The organism is Fibrobacter sp. UWB13 (genome assembly GCF_900177805.1).
Classification (GTDB): Bacteria; Fibrobacterota; Fibrobacteria; order Fibrobacterales; family Fibrobacteraceae; genus Fibrobacter.
In genome coordinates this window covers 233,997-254,567 of record NZ_FXAX01000001.1, presented here as the reverse complement: position 1 = coordinate 254,567, position 20,571 = coordinate 233,997, and the positions used below count along the sequence as shown (strand labels likewise).

The 20,571-nt window shown below is 49.3% G+C and carries 23 protein-coding genes; 7 read left to right on the top strand and 16 right to left on the bottom strand.

All coding sequences use genetic code 11. The annotated features are described in order from the left end of the window. Positions 1-48 precede the first annotated feature (48 nt). Positions 49-813 carry an RDD family protein gene (locus B9Y77_RS01195; protein ID WP_085490157.1) on the top strand — a complete coding sequence of 255 codons (765 nt, stop codon included), beginning with the start codon at positions 49-51 and terminating at the stop codon, positions 811-813. Positions 814-818: 5 nt separating this feature from the next. Next, positions 819-2,096 carry a UDP-N-acetylglucosamine 1-carboxyvinyltransferase gene (murA, locus tag B9Y77_RS01190; RefSeq protein ID WP_073424469.1) on the top strand — a complete coding sequence of 426 codons (1,278 nt, stop codon included), beginning with the start codon at positions 819-821 and terminating at the stop codon, positions 2,094-2,096. Between the two features lie 88 nt (positions 2,097-2,184). On the opposite strand, the gene B9Y77_RS01185 is transcribed toward murA, so the two are convergent. The 6 genes from B9Y77_RS01185 to B9Y77_RS01160 all read right to left on the bottom strand — a co-directional run bounded on the left by B9Y77_RS01185 (position 2,185) and on the right by B9Y77_RS01160 (position 7,026). Further along, positions 2,185-3,045, bottom strand: coding sequence for a tetratricopeptide repeat protein (locus B9Y77_RS01185; protein ID WP_254899875.1), 861 nt, complete (start codon positions 3,043-3,045; stop codon positions 2,185-2,187). Between the two features lie 18 nt (positions 3,046-3,063). Beyond that, positions 3,064-3,642, bottom strand: a complete 579-nt coding sequence (locus B9Y77_RS01180) for an OmpA family protein (RefSeq protein ID WP_073424471.1) — start codon at positions 3,640-3,642, stop codon at positions 3,064-3,066. Between the two features lie 11 nt (positions 3,643-3,653). Continuing rightward, complete coding sequence (locus B9Y77_RS01175) at positions 3,654-4,928, bottom strand: PD40 domain-containing protein (protein ID WP_085490155.1); 1,275 nt, start codon at positions 4,926-4,928, stop codon at positions 3,654-3,656. A gap of 61 nt (positions 4,929-4,989) precedes the next feature. Next, a complete protein-coding gene (locus B9Y77_RS01170) occupies positions 4,990-5,925 on the bottom strand; it encodes an energy transducer TonB (protein ID WP_085490154.1) in 936 nt (311 codons plus the stop codon). Next, complete coding sequence (locus tag B9Y77_RS01165; protein ID WP_085490153.1) at positions 5,912-6,328, bottom strand: ExbD/TolR family protein; 417 nt, start codon at positions 6,326-6,328, stop codon at positions 5,912-5,914. Before B9Y77_RS01165 ends, B9Y77_RS01170 begins: the two co-directional genes overlap by 14 nt. Then, positions 6,325-7,026 (bottom strand): MotA/TolQ/ExbB proton channel family protein, encoded by a 702-nt coding sequence (locus B9Y77_RS01160; RefSeq protein ID WP_139829232.1) that lies wholly within the window; start codon positions 7,024-7,026, stop codon positions 6,325-6,327. The genes B9Y77_RS01165 and B9Y77_RS01160 overlap by 4 nt, the downstream gene beginning before the upstream one ends. A 192-nt stretch (positions 7,027-7,218) precedes the next feature. Between B9Y77_RS01160 and B9Y77_RS01155 the strand changes: the two genes are divergently transcribed. Beyond that, entirely contained in the window at positions 7,219-7,758 is a 540-nt protein-coding gene (locus tag B9Y77_RS01155; protein WP_073424475.1) for an LPP20 family lipoprotein, read from the top strand. A 92-nt stretch (positions 7,759-7,850) separates the two neighbouring features. On the opposite strand, the gene B9Y77_RS01150 is transcribed toward B9Y77_RS01155, so the two are convergent. Then, positions 7,851-9,140 (bottom strand): bifunctional folylpolyglutamate synthase/dihydrofolate synthase, encoded by a 1,290-nt coding sequence (locus tag B9Y77_RS01150; protein WP_085490151.1) that lies wholly within the window; start codon positions 9,138-9,140, stop codon positions 7,851-7,853. 178 nt (positions 9,141-9,318) lie between these two features. On the opposite strand from B9Y77_RS01150, the gene B9Y77_RS01145 reads away from it, so the two are divergent. Beyond that, positions 9,319-10,062, top strand: a complete 744-nt coding sequence (locus B9Y77_RS01145; RefSeq protein ID WP_085490150.1) for an endonuclease — start codon at positions 9,319-9,321, stop codon at positions 10,060-10,062. A 97-nt stretch (positions 10,063-10,159) separates the two neighbouring features. Further along, a complete protein-coding gene (gene rpsD, locus B9Y77_RS01140) occupies positions 10,160-10,765 on the top strand; it encodes a 30S ribosomal protein S4 (RefSeq protein WP_012820048.1) in 606 nt (201 codons plus the stop codon). Between the two features lie 63 nt (positions 10,766-10,828). On the opposite strand, the gene B9Y77_RS01135 is transcribed toward rpsD, so the two are convergent. Then, positions 10,829-11,020, bottom strand: a complete 192-nt coding sequence (locus B9Y77_RS01135; RefSeq protein WP_085490149.1) for a hypothetical protein — start codon at positions 11,018-11,020, stop codon at positions 10,829-10,831. After that, the gene (locus B9Y77_RS01130; protein ID WP_085490148.1) at positions 11,007-11,561 is read right to left on the bottom strand and encodes a hypothetical protein; all 555 of its coding nucleotides are present in this window, start codon (positions 11,559-11,561) and stop codon (positions 11,007-11,009) included. Before B9Y77_RS01130 ends, B9Y77_RS01135 begins: the two co-directional genes overlap by 14 nt. 220 nt (positions 11,562-11,781) lie before the next feature. Here B9Y77_RS01130 and B9Y77_RS01125 point away from each other — a divergent pair, with 220 nt between their 5' ends. Beyond that, complete coding sequence (locus tag B9Y77_RS01125) at positions 11,782-12,900, top strand: glycosyl hydrolase family 8 (RefSeq protein ID WP_085490147.1); 1,119 nt, start codon at positions 11,782-11,784, stop codon at positions 12,898-12,900. Between the two features lie 63 nt (positions 12,901-12,963). On the opposite strand, the gene B9Y77_RS01120 is transcribed toward B9Y77_RS01125, so the two are convergent. Then, positions 12,964-14,289 carry a GntR family transcriptional regulator gene (locus B9Y77_RS01120; RefSeq protein WP_085490146.1) on the bottom strand — a complete coding sequence of 442 codons (1,326 nt, stop codon included), beginning with the start codon at positions 14,287-14,289 and terminating at the stop codon, positions 12,964-12,966. Between the two features lie 43 nt (positions 14,290-14,332). Here B9Y77_RS01120 and B9Y77_RS01115 point away from each other — a divergent pair, with 43 nt between their 5' ends. After that, entirely contained in the window at positions 14,333-14,968 is a 636-nt protein-coding gene (locus B9Y77_RS01115; protein ID WP_083555683.1) for an FISUMP domain-containing protein, read from the top strand. Between the two features lie 54 nt (positions 14,969-15,022). Here B9Y77_RS01115 and B9Y77_RS01110 read toward each other — a convergent pair whose 3' ends face one another. The 6 genes from B9Y77_RS01110 to B9Y77_RS01085 are packed head-to-tail and all read right to left on the bottom strand — an operon-like array spanning position 15,023 to position 20,531. Further along, positions 15,023-15,775 carry a hydroxymethylpyrimidine/phosphomethylpyrimidine kinase gene (locus B9Y77_RS01110; RefSeq protein ID WP_085490145.1) on the bottom strand — a complete coding sequence of 251 codons (753 nt, stop codon included), beginning with the start codon at positions 15,773-15,775 and terminating at the stop codon, positions 15,023-15,025. Position 15,776: 1 nt separating this feature from the next. Further along, positions 15,777-17,063 (bottom strand): MgtC/SapB family protein, encoded by a 1,287-nt coding sequence (locus tag B9Y77_RS01105; protein WP_085490144.1) that lies wholly within the window; start codon positions 17,061-17,063, stop codon positions 15,777-15,779. Positions 17,064-17,109: 46 nt separating this feature from the next. Beyond that, complete coding sequence (locus B9Y77_RS01100) at positions 17,110-18,801, bottom strand: GGDEF domain-containing protein (protein ID WP_085490143.1); 1,692 nt, start codon at positions 18,799-18,801, stop codon at positions 17,110-17,112. 39 nt (positions 18,802-18,840) lie between these two features. Next, positions 18,841-19,332, bottom strand: coding sequence for a dihydrofolate reductase (locus tag B9Y77_RS01095; RefSeq protein ID WP_085490142.1), 492 nt, complete (start codon positions 19,330-19,332; stop codon positions 18,841-18,843). Positions 19,333-19,340: 8 nt separating this feature from the next. Beyond that, the gene (locus B9Y77_RS01090; RefSeq protein ID WP_073424487.1) at positions 19,341-19,802 is read right to left on the bottom strand and encodes a 23S rRNA (pseudouridine(1915)-N(3))-methyltransferase RlmH; all 462 of its coding nucleotides are present in this window, start codon (positions 19,800-19,802) and stop codon (positions 19,341-19,343) included. After that, entirely contained in the window at positions 19,803-20,531 is a 729-nt protein-coding gene (locus tag B9Y77_RS01085; protein WP_012819867.1) for a metallophosphoesterase family protein, read from the bottom strand. Positions 20,532-20,571 lie beyond the last annotated feature (40 nt).

The following is a 20,571-nucleotide window of genomic DNA, read 5'->3' as shown; positions in this document are numbered from 1 at the left end:
TTTTTCGAAAATTCGGCTTGCGAACTTTTTACTAAATTATTCCTCAACATGAAATGGTTTTATATCGATACATCAATCACCGACGGGGATAGGCGTCAAGGTCCTTATTCTATCGATGAAATTAGAGATTTTGTCAACGAAGGCAAGATAAAAGACGAAACTTTAGTCTGGCACTCCGGCGAAACTAATTGGAAAGCATGGAAGGATTTTCCCGAAGCAAGCGAACCCCCGGAGCCAACCGAAGAAGAACTCCTCAAGCAGACGATTGAAACGCTTCTCCAGAGCAAGCTAAACCGTAAACGCTACGCAGGATTTTTTGTACGCGCGAACGCGTTTATTATAGACAACTTAATTCTTTCTATAGTCGGTGCGTTGTTCCTTTACGTCATGAGTTTGGCAGGAATGCTGGACTTGAACGCCGTTTCCGAAATCGTAAACCAGTACATCGACAACCCCGCCTCCACGGAACTCGTTTCCAAGGCGCTCGAACTCCCCGGAATGTCCACGTTCTTTACGATTTGGAGCGTTGTACAGGCAATTTACTTTATCGTTTTCCACGCGGTTTGGGGCGCCACACCGGGCAAAAAGCTCTTGCGCATTCATGTCGAAATGGCAAATGGCGAAAAGCTCTCTTGGGCTTTCTCATTTTTCCGCTTTGTGGCAAGCATCGTCACGCAAGCGACACTCATTTTTTATGGTCTGGGTTACCTGATTGTCCTTATCGATCCGCAAAAGAGAGCGTTACACGACTTTATCGCACAGACTCGTGTCGTTCATAATGCCATCGAACAAAAAGAAAATAAAGAGGTTTAATTTATATGGATCAGTTTATTGTTCCGCAAGTGAAAGCACCGGTCAATGGTGAAGTTGAAATTTCTGGTGCCAAAAACGCCGTGCTTGCCGTGATGGCTGCAGCGCTCCTCGCCGATGGCGTTTCTGAAATCACAAACGTTCCGCACTTGAAAGACATGAAGACCATGTCCGATGTGCTCCGCGTGATCGGTTGCCACATCAACGGCGGAAGCCACGTCCTGAGAATCGACACCCGCGGTGTAGACCATCTCGAAGCTCCGTATGAACTTGTGAAGACCATGCGCGCAAGCTTCTACGTGCTCGGCCCTCTCGTCGCCAGATTCGGACGTTGCCGCGTTTCGCTCCCCGGCGGATGCGCCTGGGGCCCGCGCCCCGTTGACCTGCACCTCAAAGGTCTCGAAGCGCTCGGTGCAAAGATTACCGTCACTCACGGCTATGTCGAAGCCACATGCGAAGGCCGCCTCCCCGGTGGTAACTTCAACTTCCCGATTTCTAGCGTCGGTGCAACAGTCAACGTCTTGATGGCAGCAACACTTGCCAAGGGCGTGAGCGTCTTGCAGAATGCCGCCCTCGAACCCGAAATTGACAACCTCATCGACTTCCTCACAAGCATGGGCGCCAAAATCCAGGGCCGCGGAACGCGCACCCTTACCGTCCAGGGCGTCGAATCGCTCCGCCCGGGTACAGGCGTCACCATCCCGGACCGCATTGAAGCAGGCACGTTCCTCTGCGCCGCCGCCATCACGCGCGGCCGCGTGAAAGTCACTCGCATCATTCCGGAACACATCGCCTCTACGCTCGACGCATTCCGTGAAATCGGTTGCAAGGTGAACGTCGGTGCCGACTGGGCCGAAGTCGATGCCCGCCAGCAGGAACTCAAGCCGATGAGCCTTGTGACGCTCCCGTTCCCGGGATTCCCGACCGATATGCAGGCCCCGTTCATGGCAACGCTCCTCTCCATTCCAGGGAACAGCCTCGTGCAAGACACGGTTTATAACGACCGTTTCAAGCATATCGCTGAACTCGAACGCTTGGGCGCATCTATCCAGCTGAACGGCAACACCGCTACAATCAAGGGCGGTCTCCCGCTCGAAGGTGCAGACATCATGGGTTCCGACCTCCGCGCAAGCGCTGCTCTCGTTCTCGCTGGTCTCATTGCCGAAGGTGAAACGACCATCAGCCGTATTTACCACCTCGACCGCGGTTACGAAGATTTCGAAGCTAAGATGGCTAAGATCGGTGCGACCGTCAAGCGTTTCAACCCAGACGCCCGCGACGATTAAAAAATTTTGTCACCCTGGAGGAGCCGCAAGGCGAACGATAGGGTCCAAGCAATTACAAAAGCCGGCTCCCAGCCGGCTTTTTTCGTATTTATCGCATCTGCTCTCTGCAAATTTCCGTTGCCGAGCGCCCATCCGGAGACTTAAAGTCAAGCATTTCCTGCAACGAAATCGCGGCCTGCTCCAGTTCTGGAGTCGAAGCACACGTATTGTTCGAAAGGATCATCTGCAAATACTGCTTTTTACGGTCCAGATTGCATTCATTGCCGTAAATCGAAGCAAGCTTATACATGCCCGCGCAAGCCTTCATCCCATTCGGATTAGAATCCACGAGATTCGTGAGGAGCGTCTTTGCCTTTGCCGCCTGATTCGCTTCAATCAAACAAAGCGACATCCAGTAGAGAGCGCCTTCCGCCATTTCGCCCTTTTTCACAAGCTCATAAACCTGCTTAAAGCCATTGTACGCAAGCTTGTATTCACCTCGGTGATAATCCGAATGAGCGGCATTGAACATCGTTTCCGCTTCAATCATCTTTTCTGCATTGGCGTCCGGTTCCATCACAGCGCTAGCCACGCCGTTGTTCACCACCACCTTCTTTGCCAAAATCTTGTCAGACTTGCCAAGTAGCAAATCCAAGCGGTAGATGATTTCTTCCTGACGCGTATCGCGACGGACCGTTTCTTCACTCATGCGATTCGAAAGCACCGTCACTTCGGCCTGCAAGCGCTTTTGCGCCACTGCAGAAGCATCAAGCTGCGCCTTCACGCTATCGAGTTCTGCACGGAGCGATGCATTTTCAGCAGAAAGAGCCTTGTACGCCGAGTCATTTTTGGCAATGACATCGTCTCCGACTGCACGCATTTCTTTTGTGCGCAACATCGTAATGCTACTGCACCCCGAAAGCACAAACGAAGCCAAAACAACGCCAAGAGATAAAGACTTCAAATTCACAATCAAATCCTCCCCAAACTATTGATCAATGGACACGCGGAAATGAGCTCTGCGATTCTTGGAATACGCCGTTTCGTCAGTTCCCTGCACCTTCGGACGTTCCTTGCCATAGCTTACCGAAACAAGCCTGTTGGCATCCACGCCGTACGCAATCAAGAACTCACGCACCACCGTCGAGCGGCGAGCGCCCAGAGAAATGTTGTAGTCTTCAGTACCGCGAGCATCCGTATGACCTTCGACCGTCACGATAAAGCGATTTTCATTGACCAGAATTTCAGCCACTTGCGCAAGCAAGCGCTTTGCATTTTCGGTCAATTCGGAGCGGTCATAGTCAAAGTAAACATCTTCGAGCATGATGCGGTTGATCAATTCTTCCAAGCGTGCACGTTCTGCTTCAAGGCGTTCCGCTTCCAAGCGTGCCAAAGAATCCGCGCTCAACGTATCCGTCACAAGCGTATCGAGGTTCAATGTAGAATCCGCAGGAGCTTCCGGCGCCGTCTGCGGTTGCGGATCCGTTTCAGGCTTTTCCTTGCTGCAACCCCAAGCAAAGAGTGCAACAGCCGTACCCATCAAAGCGAGTTTAATTACCTTACCCATAATTCACTCCTCTATTTAAATTTTTTATCGTCAAAGAACCAGGACCAAGTCGGTGCGGTATTTTCGACACCATTCGTAATACGAGTGACGCCACTTCCATCTTTACGCATAATATAAATTTGATAATTGCCACCGCGGTCGCTTGCAAATGCAATCAGCTTGCCATCGGGCGACCAAGTCGGGTGTTCGTTATTCCCCGCGTTCGATGTCAGCTGGATAATATCCGTACCATCAAGAGCGCAAGTATAAATGTTCATCTTGCCATCGTCCATCGACGTGTAGACAATCCGATCCCCTTCTGGGGACCAGCTTGCACGTTCATTGTAATGGCCCATGTACGTAATGCGTCGCACGTCCGTGCCATCCTTCCCTACCGCGTACACTTGCGGAGAGCCACCACGGTCACTCGTAAAGAGCACTTCGCTTGCAAACGGGCTCCAAGAAGGGCTCACCTGATTCGATTTCAAGTGCAAGAACTTCTGCGCAGAACCGGTCTTCATGTCGCCGCGATAAAGTTCCGTCTTTGCACCTTCCGTCACCGAGAAAAGGAGTTCACCGGTCTTCGGGTTTACAGCCGGGCTAAACGTCTGCTTGAACTGCGTAAAGAGCGGAGTTTCCTTGCCGCCAAACGTGATGGCGTAAAGGTTCGGGCGTTGCTTGCGGAAGTTCACATACACAAGGCCCTTGTTGCCCTTCTGCCAAACCGGCATCATATTGATTGAAGAATCACGCGTAATCTGACGACGGGAGAAACCATCGTAATCCGAAATCACGACCTGTTTCACGCCATCGATTTTCGAAACATAAGCAAGCTTTGTCGAAGCGACACCGCGTTCCCCGAACAAGCGATAAACGACCTTGTCAAAGAACGAATGCACCGCCTGACGCACGTCATAAGGCTTCACGGTATAGCTTTCGCCAAGCAATACGTCCTTCGTCTCGGAAGCATACAGATAGCAATCAAGCTTGATTTTTCCGTTCGGGAGCTTGGTCGCATTGCCGGTCACGTACTGGCGAGCGCGTTTCTTGCTAAAAAGCACCAAGTCAAACTTATCCGAACTCACAGCTTCAAAACGCCCCGTGAGGTTTGCATCACGCGTCAAAATCAAATGCGGAGCTTCATTTGTCCACTTGATGTTTCCATTTTCTTCAAAAGGCACAACGCCAATCGGCATCGTCTGGAATACCGAAATTCCCACATCCACAGCAATCGTATCAATCACCGCAAACGCAGGCACCGCAAGCGCCATCGCAACAAACACAAAAAGCAATTTTATTTTATTCATATTAAATTTGCTACACCCAGCCAGGTCCCTGAGCCTGTCGAAGGGCGGGCATCTCCTTTTTCTAGTTCGGCGTAAAGTTAAATTGCAACACAAGACTTGAACCCTTGTACGTCGGCGGGAGTTCCGGCAACTTCGAAATCTTCACCGCACGCATCGACAAGTGGTCCCATGCGCTATTCGACGAAGAACGCTTGAGGAACACACTAGTAATCGTACCAGAACGTTCAACTGTAAACTGTACCGTCGTTTTTGCATCACGATTAATCGTCAGTCCATTTGGCGGATTGAAATTGCTCATGATTTTTGCCTTCGCGCGTTCCAGGAACACCTGCATCAGCGGGTCCATATCAATCGGATTTACCGCCTTGAGGCTCGGCAATTCAAACGACTTCTGCAAATTCAAATCGTCGATATCAAAGTCGTCGTCATCCTTCGGCTTTTTCGCAGGTTTCTTTTCGACCTTCTTCTTTTCAACCGTTTTCTTCGCGACCTTTTCCACCGGCTTTTCAACAGGCTTCTCAACCGGCTTTGGCTTTTCGACCTTTTCTTCCGGCTTCTTTTCTTCGGACTTGGGTTCCGGCACAGGCACAGGTTCCGGCGTATCCGGCTTCACTTCGGGAGCAGGTTCTTCAGGAACTTGCGGAGCTTCCGGCTCTAGCGTTTTCACAGGAGTCGGCTCTGGAGCGGGTTCAGGTTCAGGAGTCGTTTCCGGCACCGGCTCGGGCTGTTTCGGAGGAGGCGGTTCCACCTTCGGCGCTTGCTGCGGTTCAGGTTCCGGCTTCGGGGCATGAGCCACCGGCTGCTTTACCGGTTCATCGACTTGAACCATTTCGAACACGGGAATTTCTTCGGCAGGCTTGCTCAAATCAATATTGTGCAAAGCCATCAAAGTCCCGACAACCGCCAAATGAAACACGACAGCACACACGATGATCTTGAATAAAGATCCATCGTTTTCCGTCTCGAAATATTGGATATGGTCCCTATTTCTTTTCATTTACCAGTTCGTCTTTTGGGGTCATTGTCAAGAAACCGAGCTTCGTTACACCGAGCTTTTGTACCAGCGTCACAACCTTCATCACAAAGCCGTAACTTACTGCTTCGTCCGAATTGATGACCACAGCCATTTCGCCGTTCCACAGCGACTTGAAAATGCTCTCGAAGCTTTCCATGTCCACCTGCATATCGGCGATGAAAATTTCGAGATTCTTGGTGATGGAAACTTTCAAAAGTTTCTGCTGTTCCATCGTCGGAGCCTTGACCTGCGGGAGATTGACCTTCACGCCCTGGCTCATCAACGGTGCACACAAAATAAACACAATCAAGATGGCGAACACGATGTCAATCATGTTCGTGAGGTTGAGTTCCTGCTTTAAGTCCTTACGGCGGCTGCGTTTCACGCTTCCTCCTCGGCAACTCCTTCAACAGCGAGCATGTCACCTCTCTTGAACAAGCTCAAAACTTGCGATCCAAAGTTGTAATACGAAGTTTCATTACTTCCATTTTTAGAGGTAAAGTAATTATACCCGGCAGAGGCAGGTATTGCCACCAAAAGGCCAGCCACCGTAGTGATAAGAGCCATGGCAATACCCGGAGCGACAACCGTCAAGTCCGCAGAGCCATGATGACCAATCTGGAAGAAAGCGATCATGATGCCCCAAACGGTACCGAGCAAACCAAAGAACGGCGCGAGGTTAGAACTTGTGGCAAGGAAAGTCAAATAGCGGTCCTCGCCCATGCGGATGCCTTCAATAGAACGCTGAATTGCGTCTTCGAGCAGGGAGGAGCGGTGCTGAATGGATTCGTAAGTTACTTTACCCTTGAACTTGGACACTTCGTTCAAGACTTCGACGCTCAACAGGCGGAGCGCGCTATCGTTCGAAACCGTACAAAGTTTTTGGAGTTCCGAGAAATGTTTAAGCTTGCAGAAATCCTTAAAGAATTTAGCGTTCGCACGCAAATTTGATTTATGCTTAAAGAACTTCACGATGATGATGCCCCAGGAGCCAAGCGACATAAAAGCGAGAATCCCGAGAATAACCATGGTCACAATATCGGACTGCGTAATCATTTGCAGGACGGGTACTGTATTGTTCAAGACAACCTCCAAAATTTTACAAAAATATACGTACTATATTATAATACAAAAAAGCACTATCGAAAGTGTCATTCCTTACGTTTAACAACACTTTTTTTGACAAATGCTGCAAAACTGCTTCTTTGCATGATATTTTTTGTATATTAAAATCACAAAACAATATATCTGGATTTTAATTCCAAGGAGAAAACAATGAAAAAACTCATCGCATGTTTCGCTCTTGCAGCGCTCTTCGCAGGTTGCTCTAGCAATCCTCCGCAGACCCCGCAAGAAAAGTCTGCAAGCATCCTCGTCGAAATGCAGATGCAGAAAAAGAACTACATCAAGCAGCACATTCCGGCAGGCATCGGTATTGGCGAATCTGCTGATGAACAGATTGCTCTTGAAAAGGCAGACCAGAACGCTCGTGTAGACCTCGCCAAGTCTATCGATGCACAGACCAAGGCTCTCATCAAGAACTTCAAGGAAGACGTGAGCGACGAAATTGCAGAACACTTCCAGAGCACTTCCATGACTTCCGTGAACCAGCGCCTCAACGGTGCTACGCTCAACGACGTCAAGGTTGAAACCACTGCCGACGGCAAGTTCAAGGTCTACGGCGTGATGACGCTCGATTCTGACCTCGTCTCCGAATACGTCAAGATGCTCGAAGAACAGGAAAGAAAGGACGAAGCCGAAAAGGTTCGCGCCGCTGCAGAAAAGGCATACGCCGAACTTGATGAAATGGAATAATCATCCTGCTTAAGTTTCAAGCAAAAAGACATTGGCTTTTAAAGCCAATGTCTTTTTTTTAATCGCGCTACGCGCCCATTAGTACGCGCCAATTAACGGTGTTCGTTCGTCGTGGGCTCCATCCCACGGAAAAACGCGAGCCCGTCAAAATCGTCCTTGAGCGCCTGCACAGTCGCCCCAATCATGTAAAGGCTACCTGTAATGAGCACTGGCGAACCATCCGTAACGCTCGCACAAACTTCATTGAGATACTCGCGGGAAAACTCCCCCGAACTAGCGACATTCAAACCAAGCTTTTCAAGCTCGCCCTGCAAATCAATGAGTTCGCGGAAACGCGGATACGGCGTACGCGTGATATGCCAAGCGCTCACATGCGGAGCCATGAGCTTGAGCATTTCGCCCACATCCTTGTCACGAAGCGCTCCAAAAACGCAATGGAACTTTTGATTCGGGTAATACTTGTCAAGCGTCTCGACCAGACGGCGAACCGCGTGGGAATTATGCGCACCATCTAGGATAAACTTCGTTACGCCGTTAGCATCGATAAGCTTTTGCATACGTCCCGCCCAAGAACGCGTCGTAAGAGTCTTGAGCGCAAGTTTATCATCAAACTTTTTCAAGAAAAGTTCCGCAGCCTTAAGCGAAAGGCTCGCATTCTCGATATAATGTTGTCCTAAATTCGGAAGTTCAATATCGTTACGGATTTCCGGAACAACACAAGAGCATCCATGCGATGCCGCAAATATTTTGGCTTCAGCAATCAAAGCATCATTCAAGCCACCCAAGACAAAAGTCTTGCTATGGCCATTGGAAAGAATACTTTGTGCAGAACCCGCTACCCCCATCTTTTCCTTGAGAATAGCAGATTCCGTGCTACCGAGAACTTCAGTGTGCTCCAGCCCAATGCTCGTGAGCACAATCAGTTCGCCATCAGCAACGGCAGTGCTGTCCAAACGACCGCCCATGCCCGCTTCCAAGACTGCAACATCGATGTTCTGTTCTGCGTAATAGAGGAACGCAACAATCGTCAAAACTTCAAAGAACGTCGGTTCCACTTGCGTTTCTTCGGCAGCGGCCTTGACCTGCATAATCAAGCGGTCGAGCGATTCATCGTCAATCGGCAAATCGTTCTCGCGGATGCGTTCGCGCATGCTCACCAAGTGCGGGCTCGTATAAAGTCCCGTCTTGAGACCGTGCGCCTGCAAAACACCCGACAAGTAATAGCTCGTCGAGCCCTTGCCGTTCGTGCCAACAACATGAATCGTCTTAAACTTTTTTTGAGGATTTCCGAGAGCTTCGCAAAGTTTACGGGTAGAAGCAAGACCCGGCATCATCCCGAATATGAGGCGGGAATTCAAATATTCCAATCCGTTCTGAATCATGGTCTACAATATAGAAAGTTAGAGGTTCGTCATTAGTTATTAGTCGTTAGTTACTAGTCACTAGTCTTTAGTCATTAGCTATTTCAGCATACATAGACTAATTACAAAAACTACAGACCATTGACCAATGACCAAAATGATTACATTTCTATCACACATAAAAAGAGGTTTTGTTTATATGAAAGTTTCAGCAAGCGCTGTCGCTTTGATTCTTTGCGTTTTCGCAACTTTTTCGTTTGCGAAAGTCGATCCCGAGGCAGCACCTCGTCATTACAACTACCGCGATGCAGGCAAGCAGATGAGGCGCATCTACTACGGCGAACTCCAGGAGACAATCTACTGCGGTTGCCGCTACCTCGACAAAAAACATGTGGACTTTAGCACCTGCAACTACAAGCCGCGCGAAAACCCAAACCGCAAAAGCCTTGAACGCACCAAGCGCATCGAGTGGGAACACATCGTGACCGCCCACAACATGGGGCAACACCTCCCCTGCTGGCGTGACGGCGGCCGCAAGAACTGCAGCGCCAATGACTCCACGTTCAAAATCATGGAAGGCGACCTCCACAACCTCTACCCCGCCATCGGCGAAGTGAACGGAGACCGCAGCAACTTCATGTTCAGCCAGTGGACGAACAACCCGGTCCCCATGTACGGCGAGTGCGAAACCATCGTCGATTTCAAGGAAAAGAAGGTCCAACCCCGCAAAGAAGTCCGAGGCTTAATCGCCCGCGTGCATTTCTACATGGAAAAGACCTACAACATCAACATTTCCAAGCAAGACCGCAAGCTTTTCGAAGCCTGGGACAAAATGTACCCCGTCACCGAACGCGAATGCGAGCGCGACCGCCGCATTTTCAAGGTTCAAGGCGACCACAACCCCTTCGTCTTCGAGAAATGCCGAGATTCTGTTGACAAGTAGTGAACATTTGACTAAATTTGAAGTCCAAATCTCGCATGTCGTGCCAAGCTCTGCCAACTTGCGAGCGTAACCAAAGAGCTTCCTCAAAGAGGTAAATATGTCCTCCTTCCGCGGACCTAAAGGTAAAGTAGCACGCTCTCTCGGCGTTGCCGTTTCTCAGAAGACTCAAAAGGCTCTCGACCGCCGCAACTTCGCACCTGGCCAGCATGGTCAGACCCGCAAGAAGTCTGCTTCCGTTTACAAGCAGCAGTTGGTCGAAAAGCAGCGTCTTCGTTTCACCTACAACATTTCCGAAGCTCAGCTTGCCAAGGCATACAAGGAAGCTAACCGTCGTGAAGGTTCTGCAGGTGATAACCTGATGATCTTGCTCGAAACTCGTCTTGACGCAGTCGTCTACCGCATGGGTTTTGCCCGTACGATCTTCGCTGCTCGTCAGTACGTTGCACACGGTCACTTCACAGTGAACGGTGTTCGTAGCTTCTCTCCGAGCCGCCTCATCAAGGCTGGCGATGTGATCGCTGTTCGTGAGCAGTCCAAGGAACACGTGCAGATCAAGGAAGCAATCGCTTCTGCAGCTGCCGCTCCGGAATACTTGTCTGTCGATCTCGGCAAGATGCAGGGTACTCTCGTGAAGCTCCCGCTCCGCGACCAGATCCCGGTCAAGCTCGAAGAACAGCTCGTCGTGGAATACTACTCCAGGTAGTAAACCGCTTAGAGCCAACAAGACTCAAGCTTTTAAAGACGCTCGCAGTAATGCGGGCGTTTTTTATTTTATTATAAAAGCAAGTTTTTCTTCGTAAGACAAATCATTTATAGATTTGCCAACTTTTTGGGCATATGCGACAAGCGCACGATGATCATACCTACAAGATGGAGCATCTTTATAAGGATTCGGGAAACCCAAATATTCGCTTTGAATATCCGCTAAATTCATGGTCTTTTTTTCAATTCCACTCATAAGTGTAATTCTCCAAAAGCTTTTGGGCCGCACAAGGTTCTATCAAAAAATGATACGGATGAAGAATACCAACGAAAGAACATCCGAGAAACGCAATATAGTGATTCAAAAGCTCCCTATTAAGAGCAAAGCCGTAAACAAATCCATCAAAGCCCCATTTAAAAGACATATCTACAGCAATAGCAAAAAGATGACCACCGACACCACTATACTTTTTCTTTCCAAATAAATATATGTTATTTCTAGGCGCCGTACAAGTCCAATGCAAATACACGGCTCGAATATCAGAATCCTTTTTTAGCGCAATAAGTCCCTGTACTTCATTATTTCTCTTTAAAGCAAGAGCAAACACATCAACATTTAAAGGGACTTTAACCCAATCAATTCCCCAACCATTGGACGAATTATATTTTCTAAGAACAGAACGACTTTCTATTTTAAAAACGAAAGTTTCTTCAATTGATCCTGTTTCCAAATCCTTGAGGCAAGGAACCATTTCATCTAGCCATATATCAACGCAGCCATTTAATACATCATTCATTTTTTTCTCCTTCCCCGTCTACATGCAAAAAAAACGGGATTACTCATTTTTTATAAATATAGATTCATAAAATGTCAAATCATGACATTTTCAATTTTATTCAAGTTTTTTTCACAATTGCCACAATTTTCCAAGCGCACTAAGAAACACTCATAACACTTTTAAATTATTTCATCTACAAAACAGGACGGGAGCCCAATACATTTCTATTTTAGATGCCATGAGAAACATTTTTGAAGAAATTGGTAAGACTCCCGCCGAAATCGAGGCAAAACTCAACAAGGCTTTCACACAACTATTCGAAGGCAACCGCGAAAATGAACGCATTTGCTTTGACAAAGGCAATGACATGGCGTACATCGTGGATATCGGCCACAACGACATCCGCTCCGAAGGCATGAGCTACGGCATGACGGTTGCCGCACTCCTCGGCAAGCAGGACCTTTTCGACAAGCTCTGGAAATTCGCCAAGACGCACATGAAAAACACCGAAGGCGACCTCGCCGGTTATTACTCCTGGCAAGTCTCGACCGCCGATTTCACGATGATGGATCCGGGTGCCGCCCCGGATGGCGAAGAATACTTTGCCGCAGCGCTCCTATTCGCCGCCAAGGTTTTCAAAAACGAACAATACAAGCACGACGCCGTCGAGCTCATCAACGACATGGCTCACAAGCCGCAAGCTGGCGATGTGTACACGATGATGGACGTGAATGCAGGACTTGTGCGATTCTCGCCCATGAAGGGGAACGATTACACCGACCCGAGCTACAACACGGTTGCCTTCTACAGAATGTACGGTGAAGCCAGCAGCGATGAAATCTGGAACAAGATTGCAGACAACAGCGTTGCCTACTTGAAAAAGGCTTGCCACCCGGTCACGGGACTTGCCGCCGACTACAGTGAATTTGACGGAACTCCAAAGAAAACGCCGTGGCACCCGGAAAGCGATTGCTTCTGCGGGGACGCTTGGCGCGTCGTGTGGAACATCGGTCTTGACGCTGCGAAATTGCAAGACAAGGGCGAACGTACCGACGTGAGCGAATGGGAAGTTTCCGCAGTCCGAAAGATTCTCGGTTACCTCCACGGGCGTCGCCCGTATCTCGCCGACATGCGTGTCGACGGGAGCGCGTTCCCGCGCGAGGCAAGGCCTGCTACGGGCGGCCTGATTGCCATGAACGCCGCATCGACTGTCGCACTCCCCGCAGGCGATCCGCTCATCAAGCCGTTCGCCGAAGACCTCTGGAATATGGAAATCCCGACCGGACTCTGGCGCTACTACGACGGACTCCTGTATATGCTCGGGCTCCTCGCCTGCTCCGGGAAATTCAATGTTTGAGCATAGTAGATCCCGCCCCGGAATAAATCCGGGGTGACAAAGCGGCCGAGATGACAACTGCGTTTAGTGTTTCTCGACAACTCTTCCTAGCGGTGTCTGCATTTGGCGCCGCTGTTCTGCATATATGGTCGGCGCAACAATGTGGTAAATTGCCTCTTTCACCATCGTCCCGACATTGAAGGCAAACGAATCAAACACGTAGCGGTAACTTTCAATCGTATCGTCAAAGCCCACCACGTACGGCGATGGCAACTTTTTCGCCTTGAAGTAATCAATCAACGAAGCTGCCACCCAATCATTTGAACACACAAATTTATCCAAAATCGCGTTCTTCAAAAGCGATTCCAAAATGTTGTCCAAAAGAACCTGGCGTTCAACGCCCTCGTGCGCAGCCGCATCCGCCAAATCAAACGGAGATGCATAGCGTTCATCGACAAGCGGGATTACATCCGTACCCGCATCCAGCAAGCCCTGCAAACGAGCCTTCGACCAAAAACTAGCGTGGTACGGCGAGAGGTAATGAACAGGCCCCATATCCTTGCTCTTGAGGTAGCGCCCAACAATCACGCCCGCTTCCTTTCCAAAAGCCACGTTGTAGAAAGCCCACTTCTTTTTATTGCGCGCAATCACCGGAATCACATCCGGCGCGTATTCCCACCAGACCGAAATCGGATTCTTGAACGATGCAAAATGCGCAAACAACTTCGCCGCATCATCCACCAGCCACGTCGAGAGGAACACACCCAAGCAGTGGGTATCGTTCTTTACAACAAACGTTTCGCCCGACGACAAATAGAACTGGTTCGAAGATTCGTGATACCCGATAAACTTCACCGCAATTTTCTGTTCTGCGGCAATCTGCGCAAACGTGCGGAACACATCGGATTCGCGTTCGGACTCAATCTTCAAACGCCCGAATTCATCCGAACGATGCACAAACAAAATGTAATTAGACTTTTCGACAGGGCGCTCTTCGCTAAAGAAAAAGCGGTGCCCCACATGGCGCAAAATCCCTTGCGCACACTTTTGCATCAAAAACTTTTTGACAATGTAAAGCGAAACATTGTAACGGTTCGAAAGCTCCTTGCACGAAGGGAGCTCATCAAATGCATTCAGATACCCACTATCCAAATCGTTCTGGAACTGACGTTCGACTACCGAATAAACACTCTCTTCTGCCTTCACCTCGAACGACGGAGCCGTGCCCCAAAAACAGCCCTTACCATGAACGAGCTGCACGAGTTTTTCTTGAGCTAAAATCTTGTAAGCGCGATGAACCGTATTGACAGAAAGACCAAGACGTTCTGCCATCTTACGCACAGAAGGCATCTTTTCGCCATCGTGAAAACCGGCATCCGCAATCGATTTTTTTACATCTTCAATAAGCAACTTTAAATCCTCTTCATTTCACAAAATAACAAAATTTTCCATCATGAAAATTTCTAAATTTGTCGTCATGAGAATTGGTTTAGTATTTATGCTTTTGGCAGCCTGCATCGCCGCAGCAGCCCCCTCCAAAAAGGCCTCCGCGAAAAAGTTCAAGGATCCGCGTGACGGCCACACCTACAAGATTGTGAAAATCGGCAACCACAACTGGCTCGCCGAAAACCTCACCTACAAGACGACCAAGGGTAGCTACTGCTACAACGACGACAAGGAAAACTGTCACAAATACGGTCGCCTCTACACGTGGAAAGCCGCCATGAAGGCATGCCCAACCGGTTGGAGACTCCCCGACCGCAAAGACTGGAATTTCTTGAGCAAGTACCTCGGCGCAAGCAAAAAGAACGGCTTTAGAGTCAAGCAAGCAGGCCAGAGGATCTGCTTCGGCAACAACGACATGTGGAGTCCTTACTGCGAAGAAACCAAAGCATCATTCAATGCGTCTGGCAAAAGCGACACACATTTCGCTTACGAAGACATGGAAAAATCCGCCTTCTTCTGGACAGCCACCGAAGAAACGACCTACATCGCAAACTTCGTGACCATCGGCGGTTACAACGAACGTTATGCGGAACGCGCCATCGAAGAGAACAACGCTTTCTCTGTCAGGTGCATCCAGAAGTAATATAAAATAGTTTATTAAAAGAGCCTCCCCAACGGGAGGCTTCTTTTGTTTTAATTAAAAATCCTTTGCAAGTCGACCTTCACCGCTTTGTAATAGCTCGGTGAGGTAATTCTTTGCCATTTGGCAAGCTTCAGGGAGCGTATGTCCAATCGCTAGGTTTGCAAGAATTGCCGAGGATAAATGGCAACCGGTGCCGTGTTTACCATTGCCCGGAATTCGCGGACTCGTGAACTTGTACTGTTTACCATCCCTATCCCACAATGTATCAACGGCTTCGTCATCCGTTGAATGGCCGCCCTTCAAAAGCAGGGCGAAATCCTTCCCGAATTCAAACTTTCCACGAGAAGCAGCCTGTTCAAATCCCAAGAATCCAAACTCATCCAGATTCGGAGTGACCAAATCAATCTGCTTCATCACCGGCATAAATTCATCGCGTTCAGCCGAGCGCATAAAGTGGAAACCCGCTGAAGCGCTAGCAATCGGATCCCAGATAATGTAGGCATCCGGAGATTTTTCACGGACAAATTCTACAATTCGCTGTAGCACCTTTGCTTTTTCGACAAGTCCGATTTTCACGAACTTGAACTGTCGCTTAGCAAACAACGTTTCAAGTTGCGCTTCGATGCGTTCCCAGATAACCCATCCAGGCGCCACAAATTCATCTTCATTTTGCTGCGTGAGTGCAGTACATACAGATTCGCAGAACACGCCAAAATGCGCCATCGTCTTAACATCCGCTAAAATTCCAGCGCCCGCAGAGCCATCAAAGCCTGCGATTGTCAATGCAAATTTCATTTTTTCAGACATTTTATACCACCGAGTAAATTCCAATTAATACCACGGACACGCCGCAGATAAGCCCCACCGCCGGGAGAATCGGGCGTCGCATGGACTTAGACCCAAGAAAATACACCATGCAGCCCTTAGTAAGCGTATTGGCAAGGCTCGCAAAAAGGAGTGCCAAAATCAAGTTGTGGTGTTCAAGAGTCGCCTTTCGGCACATGTCAATGAGCGAGAATGCCACAGCATCCATTTCAGCCGCACCGCCCAAGAAGCTACAAATCATCAACGCGCCCGAGCCAAAGTACGCATGAGCCGCATTCGCGATGAACATGACCACCGTAAAGACCAAGCCAAACTTAATTGCCGGCAACAGCTTGAACGGGTTGTTAAAATCGGTCGTCTTCTGGCGATGATCCTTAGATTCTCGAAGTTTCAAGTACGCCGCATAGCCAAGCCCCGGCACCACAGGCACAAGCAGAGGCGCCAACAACGGGAGCGCAAGTGACGGCATCAGGAATATGCAAATGAGGTAGAGTCGCGCATACATCACCGACCAGCTGAGCACAATGCCGAGCGTAAAGTCCGCCGCATACTGTTCGTTATCAACGCTACGCCCCGCCAAGTTCAGCGTGAGCGCGGTACTGCTCGCAAGCCCGCCCAAAAGCCCAATAAGCCAAATGCCTTTACCCGGACCCACAAGTTTGATGAGCACATAACCTACAAAGCCTATGCCGCAAATGAACACGACAAAAAGCCAAATCGTATGCGGATTCAAGACTTCAAGCCCCGCCGGGCCAAATGAGCGATTCGGCAAGAACGGCAAAATCATGAGAGAAATCACCGCAAACTTGACGGTCGCGATAATGTCTTCGGTCGAAATCTTTTTCGCAAAATCGTGAAGCTGCCGCTTGACCGCCAACAGCCACAAAAGCACAATCATGAGGATACACGCTTCTAAGAGCCGGTTGAACCAGCAAAGCGCCCCCAAGAAATAAATCATGATAAGCGCCGCACTCGTCGTGACCCCCGCAGGCCCTCCATTATTCTGGTTCGAAAGGCCGTACGCAATATGGCTTGCCACAAGCAAAAGCCCGACAATCACAAGCCCTACAACAAAGGGAACAATCGAACCCATCAGGTCGCCCAAATAGCAAGACAAGGCGCCACAAAGGCTCACAATCGAAAACGAGCACAGCCCAGCGGGGTGCCTTGAATTATTGCGGGAATACGAGTTTTCACGCTGCATACCGATAATGAAACCGATACCCAGCGCCGCCGCAAGCTTATAAAAGATATTGAACTCAATCATCATTCAAAATCTAATCAAAAAATTGCGGAGAATGAATATTTTTGTGAATTTATGCCATTCGCTGTTGCTTAGAGGCGAGCTTCATGGCGTACATATTAGCATCCGCCATACGGTAAACGTCCATTGCAGTCACGGCATCTCCGCGACGGCGCACAGAATAACCATAAGCAACATTCAATTCAATCGGCAACTTGGCTTCTTTTTCCAAAAGCACCATAGTCTTCAAAGCGGTATTCAAATCCGAGAGGTGTTCTGCACGGACAATCGCCACAAACTCGTCACCGCCCATGCGAATAGTCGTCCCGATGCCGTTAAACGCGTTCTTGAACACATCGGCAAAAGCACACAGGAGCTTATCACCCGTCGAATGTCCAAAGTGGTCGTTCACGTACTTGAGCCCATTCACGTCGATACTCACGATAGCGTAGTCGCTATCATCGCGGTTGAGCACTTCAAAAATGTGATCGCACTTAGCGCGGTTATAAATGCCCGTCAAAGCATCGCGATAGGCAATCTGGCGGAGCACTTCTTTCTCGGTCTTGTCCATGAGTTCCTCGTACATGTAGACAAGATAGCCCACCATCAAGAACAAGATGAACAGGAGCGTACCGACCGGGAGGCAAGTCGCATCCAAGAAGGATTTTTCCATGCCAAACAAGTTCTGCACATTATAGCGGAACAAATCGGCAATGCCAAACAGCACAAACACCACCGTTCCCGACGCAAGAATTTTCTCTTGCATTCCGGCACCGCGGTCATAAAGGACCTTGAAGAACACCATGAACAGGAACGAAACAAAGATATAGCTATGGTAAATGAGCAAGAACGTCGGGTAATGCGCAATATCGGTCACATGCAAAATCGTCGTCACCAAGAAGAACAGCGCACCAAAGCCGACAATGACTTTCAGCACGTTCAACTTCCAGGTCGAAATCTTGCCCGCACGCATATTGATAATCAAAAGACCAAACGGGATTGCTGCAAGGTAAAGCGAAACGTATTCCAACGTCGTATCCAGTGCATAGTTCGTGGAAACAATCTGGATACCCTTCGCGTAATTCAGCGTCCAAAGTCCCATCAAACCAGCAAACAAGCCAATCAGAACAAGGCGGTAATAAGCCCTGTCAAAGCCGACGGCACAGCAGCCTGTAATAAAGGCAATCATCCCGAAAAACATTAGGAATATGCCAATGGTAATGGAATCAGAATTTTGCGAAAAATAGTCAGTCATGCTATTTGAACGCAAAAGTTCAATCTGCGCCACAGATTTTGCGGCCGCTTTTTCGGTCACAATCGTCACCACGCGAATGACATGGTCGTCAAGAAATTCCGGCATATTTACAAGGTGGATGCCGCTACCGACCAGTTTTCCCTCTTTAAAGCGTTCAAAACCATAACGGTAATAGCAAACACTGTCAACATAGACAGCTACTGCAACGTGATACGCATGGAATCGAAGCGTTGTCGGCAAGGGAATTGAATCGTTCCGCATGTCGCGCTCGTAGATAATCGTATCGCCGGGCTGAATATTTGAGGGAACTCGGAAATCGGAGACATGTTCCATCGGCGGAAGATGAATGCCGCCAAAAGAAATGGACCAGCCATCGTTAAGAGCGATGACATTGTTGCACGAACCATGACGGCACATGCCATTAAAACTGACAACAAATAGAACAACCACTACAGCGGCAAGCACTGCAATGAGAAGTCTAAGTATTTTCTTTCCATTCCTCAACAACATCTCTAGTATATAATAAGTTATTCTAAGGGCAATAGAACCTTATTTTTTTCGTACCCAAATTTCAAAGGTTGTCGGGAAGTCGTTTTTTTCGTCTGCCGGGAAGGATTCTGCGCTCTCTTTCTGGAACTTATCGTTCCACTCCGGGAAGAAGACATCGCCTTCCACGTGCGACAAAACTCTCGTCAAATAGAGTTTTTCGACCAGTGGCATCGCTTCGCGGTACACGGCGGCACCACCGATAATGAAACATTCCGTCTCACCAGCAGCGCGAGCGGCCTCAATAGCCTCACCGAGCGAAGAGCAGACAATGCAGCCCGGGGCCTGGAAATCCTTGTTGCGGGTGAGCACGTAGTTCGTGCGGTTCGGGAGCGGGCGTCCGATATCGTCATAATTCTTACGACCGAGGATGATGGCATGCCCCGAGGTAATCGCCTTGAAGCGCTTGAGATCGGCAGACAGGTGCCACGGCAAGTGACCGTCACGCCCGATGACATTGTTTTCAGAAACAGCAACAATTGCAGAAATTAACATACCGCCTCCTACCTATGATGATATGGGTGGTTTTGCATGACCATCTGGACGCGGTAGAGCTGCTCCACCGTAATAATCCTGGCGTGGTCGTGGGTAAAAGTCAATGGAGAAAGGCTCAAGAGCAAGTCGGCGGACTTTTTTAAGTTCTCGTCGATGCCGTACGCGGAGCCAATCAAAAACACAATATTTCCCGTAAAGCGGGCCTGTAACGTATCGGCAAGCTTCACCGTCGTCATGAGCTTGCCCTCTTCGGAGAGGATCACTCGGCGGTACTCGTTACGCGGGAATTTTTTCTCAAAAAGAGCGGCTTCTTGAGCAAGCGCCTGGGCATGGTCGTCAATTTTCGATTCCTTGAGCTCCACCACTTCCAGAGGCATCGCAGAACCGCGCAAACGCTTCACATACTTTTCCACCTCGTCCGCAATGAACGGGGAACCAGCCTTACCAAACACCGCCAACACCCACTTCATCTAACGCCCCACCGATAGTCGGTCAATCAAAAACGAGGGCATTCCCTGCTTTTTCATGCGGTTCTGCGTCTCACGAATGTCGTATTCCACTCGAATGAGCCGCACGCACTTGGTCTCGGTATCGAGCAGACACCAGCAGGCCCTCGGGTCGCGGTCGCGGGGCTGCCCCACACTGCCGACGTTCACCAGCAAGCGTTCGGTATTCGCAATCACGTACTCGTACTCGTCCAGAATCTTCGGGATCGCCAAGGGGCGGCTAGCAATGATAACCGGGCTATGCGTATGCCCCACAAAGCAGTAGCGCTCCGAAAAATGGTCAAAAGCGTTCAGCGCATCCTCGAGATCGGTCACATAGACCCAATCTGCCGGAGACAAGGGCGACGCATGCACAAAGCAGATATCGTTTTCTTCCTGGATGTACGGGAGCGAGCGGATATACGTCACGGACTCCTTGGAAAGGTTCTTCTGGGTCCATTCAATCGCCTGCTTCGCGTACGGGTTGAACCCGGCGCTGGATTCGTACCGGACCGCCACGCTGTCGTGGTTCCCGATCAGGCACACATCCATGTTCTCTTTAACCAAATTGACGCACTCATCGGTATCGACGCCATATCCCACAATATCACCAAGGCACACTCTCCGTTCCACACCATTTTCGCGCATGGACTGGAGCACAGCCTCGAAAGCGGTGGCATTGGAATGGATATCTGAACAAATACCGTAAAGCATGTCCGTAATTTAGAAAAACAATTTAATATAAGTGGTGAAA

What these genes read in the sequence shown, in the direction of transcription:
- B9Y77_RS01110 (WP_085490145.1), bottom strand. Translation starts at nt 15,775, where the DNA reads ATGTCTGAAAAAATGAAATTTGCATTGACAATCGCAGGCTTTGATGGC.
- B9Y77_RS01170 (WP_085490154.1), bottom strand. Translation starts at nt 5,925, where the DNA reads ATGAAAAGAAATAGGGACCATATCCAATATTTCGAGACGGAAAACGAT.
- B9Y77_RS01175 (WP_085490155.1), bottom strand. Translation starts at nt 4,928, where the DNA reads ATGAATAAAATAAAATTGCTTTTTGTGTTTGTTGCGATGGCGCTTGCG.
- B9Y77_RS01085 (WP_012819867.1), bottom strand. Translation starts at nt 20,531, where the DNA reads ATGCTTTACGGTATTTGTTCAGATATCCATTCCAATGCCACCGCTTTC.
- B9Y77_RS01090 (WP_073424487.1), bottom strand. Translation starts at nt 19,802, where the DNA reads ATGAAGTGGGTGTTGGCGGTGTTTGGTAAGGCTGGTTCCCCGTTCATT.
- B9Y77_RS01135 (WP_085490149.1), bottom strand. Translation starts at nt 11,020, where the DNA reads ATGAGTGGAATTGAAAAAAAGACCATGAATTTAGCGGATATTCAAAGC.
- rpsD (WP_012820048.1), top strand. Translation starts at nt 10,160, where the DNA reads ATGTCCTCCTTCCGCGGACCTAAAGGTAAAGTAGCACGCTCTCTCGGC.
- B9Y77_RS01150 (WP_085490151.1), bottom strand. Translation starts at nt 9,140, where the DNA reads ATGATTCAGAACGGATTGGAATATTTGAATTCCCGCCTCATATTCGGG.
- B9Y77_RS01100 (WP_085490143.1), bottom strand. Translation starts at nt 18,801, where the DNA reads ATGTTGTTGAGGAATGGAAAGAAAATACTTAGACTTCTCATTGCAGTG.
- B9Y77_RS01195 (WP_085490157.1), top strand. Translation starts at nt 49, where the DNA reads ATGAAATGGTTTTATATCGATACATCAATCACCGACGGGGATAGGCGT.
- murA (WP_073424469.1), top strand. Translation starts at nt 819, where the DNA reads ATGGATCAGTTTATTGTTCCGCAAGTGAAAGCACCGGTCAATGGTGAA.
- B9Y77_RS01155 (WP_073424475.1), top strand. Translation starts at nt 7,219, where the DNA reads ATGAAAAAACTCATCGCATGTTTCGCTCTTGCAGCGCTCTTCGCAGGT.
- B9Y77_RS01095 (WP_085490142.1), bottom strand. Translation starts at nt 19,332, where the DNA reads ATGTTAATTTCTGCAATTGTTGCTGTTTCTGAAAACAATGTCATCGGG.
- B9Y77_RS01105 (WP_085490144.1), bottom strand. Translation starts at nt 17,063, where the DNA reads ATGATGATTGAGTTCAATATCTTTTATAAGCTTGCGGCGGCGCTGGGT.
- B9Y77_RS01115 (WP_083555683.1), top strand. Translation starts at nt 14,333, where the DNA reads ATGAAAATTTCTAAATTTGTCGTCATGAGAATTGGTTTAGTATTTATG.
- B9Y77_RS01125 (WP_085490147.1), top strand. Translation starts at nt 11,782, where the DNA reads ATGAGAAACATTTTTGAAGAAATTGGTAAGACTCCCGCCGAAATCGAG.
- B9Y77_RS01180 (WP_073424471.1), bottom strand. Translation starts at nt 3,642, where the DNA reads ATGGGTAAGGTAATTAAACTCGCTTTGATGGGTACGGCTGTTGCACTC.
- B9Y77_RS01130 (WP_085490148.1), bottom strand. Translation starts at nt 11,561, where the DNA reads ATGAATGATGTATTAAATGGCTGCGTTGATATATGGCTAGATGAAATG.
- B9Y77_RS01145 (WP_085490150.1), top strand. Translation starts at nt 9,319, where the DNA reads ATGAAAGTTTCAGCAAGCGCTGTCGCTTTGATTCTTTGCGTTTTCGCA.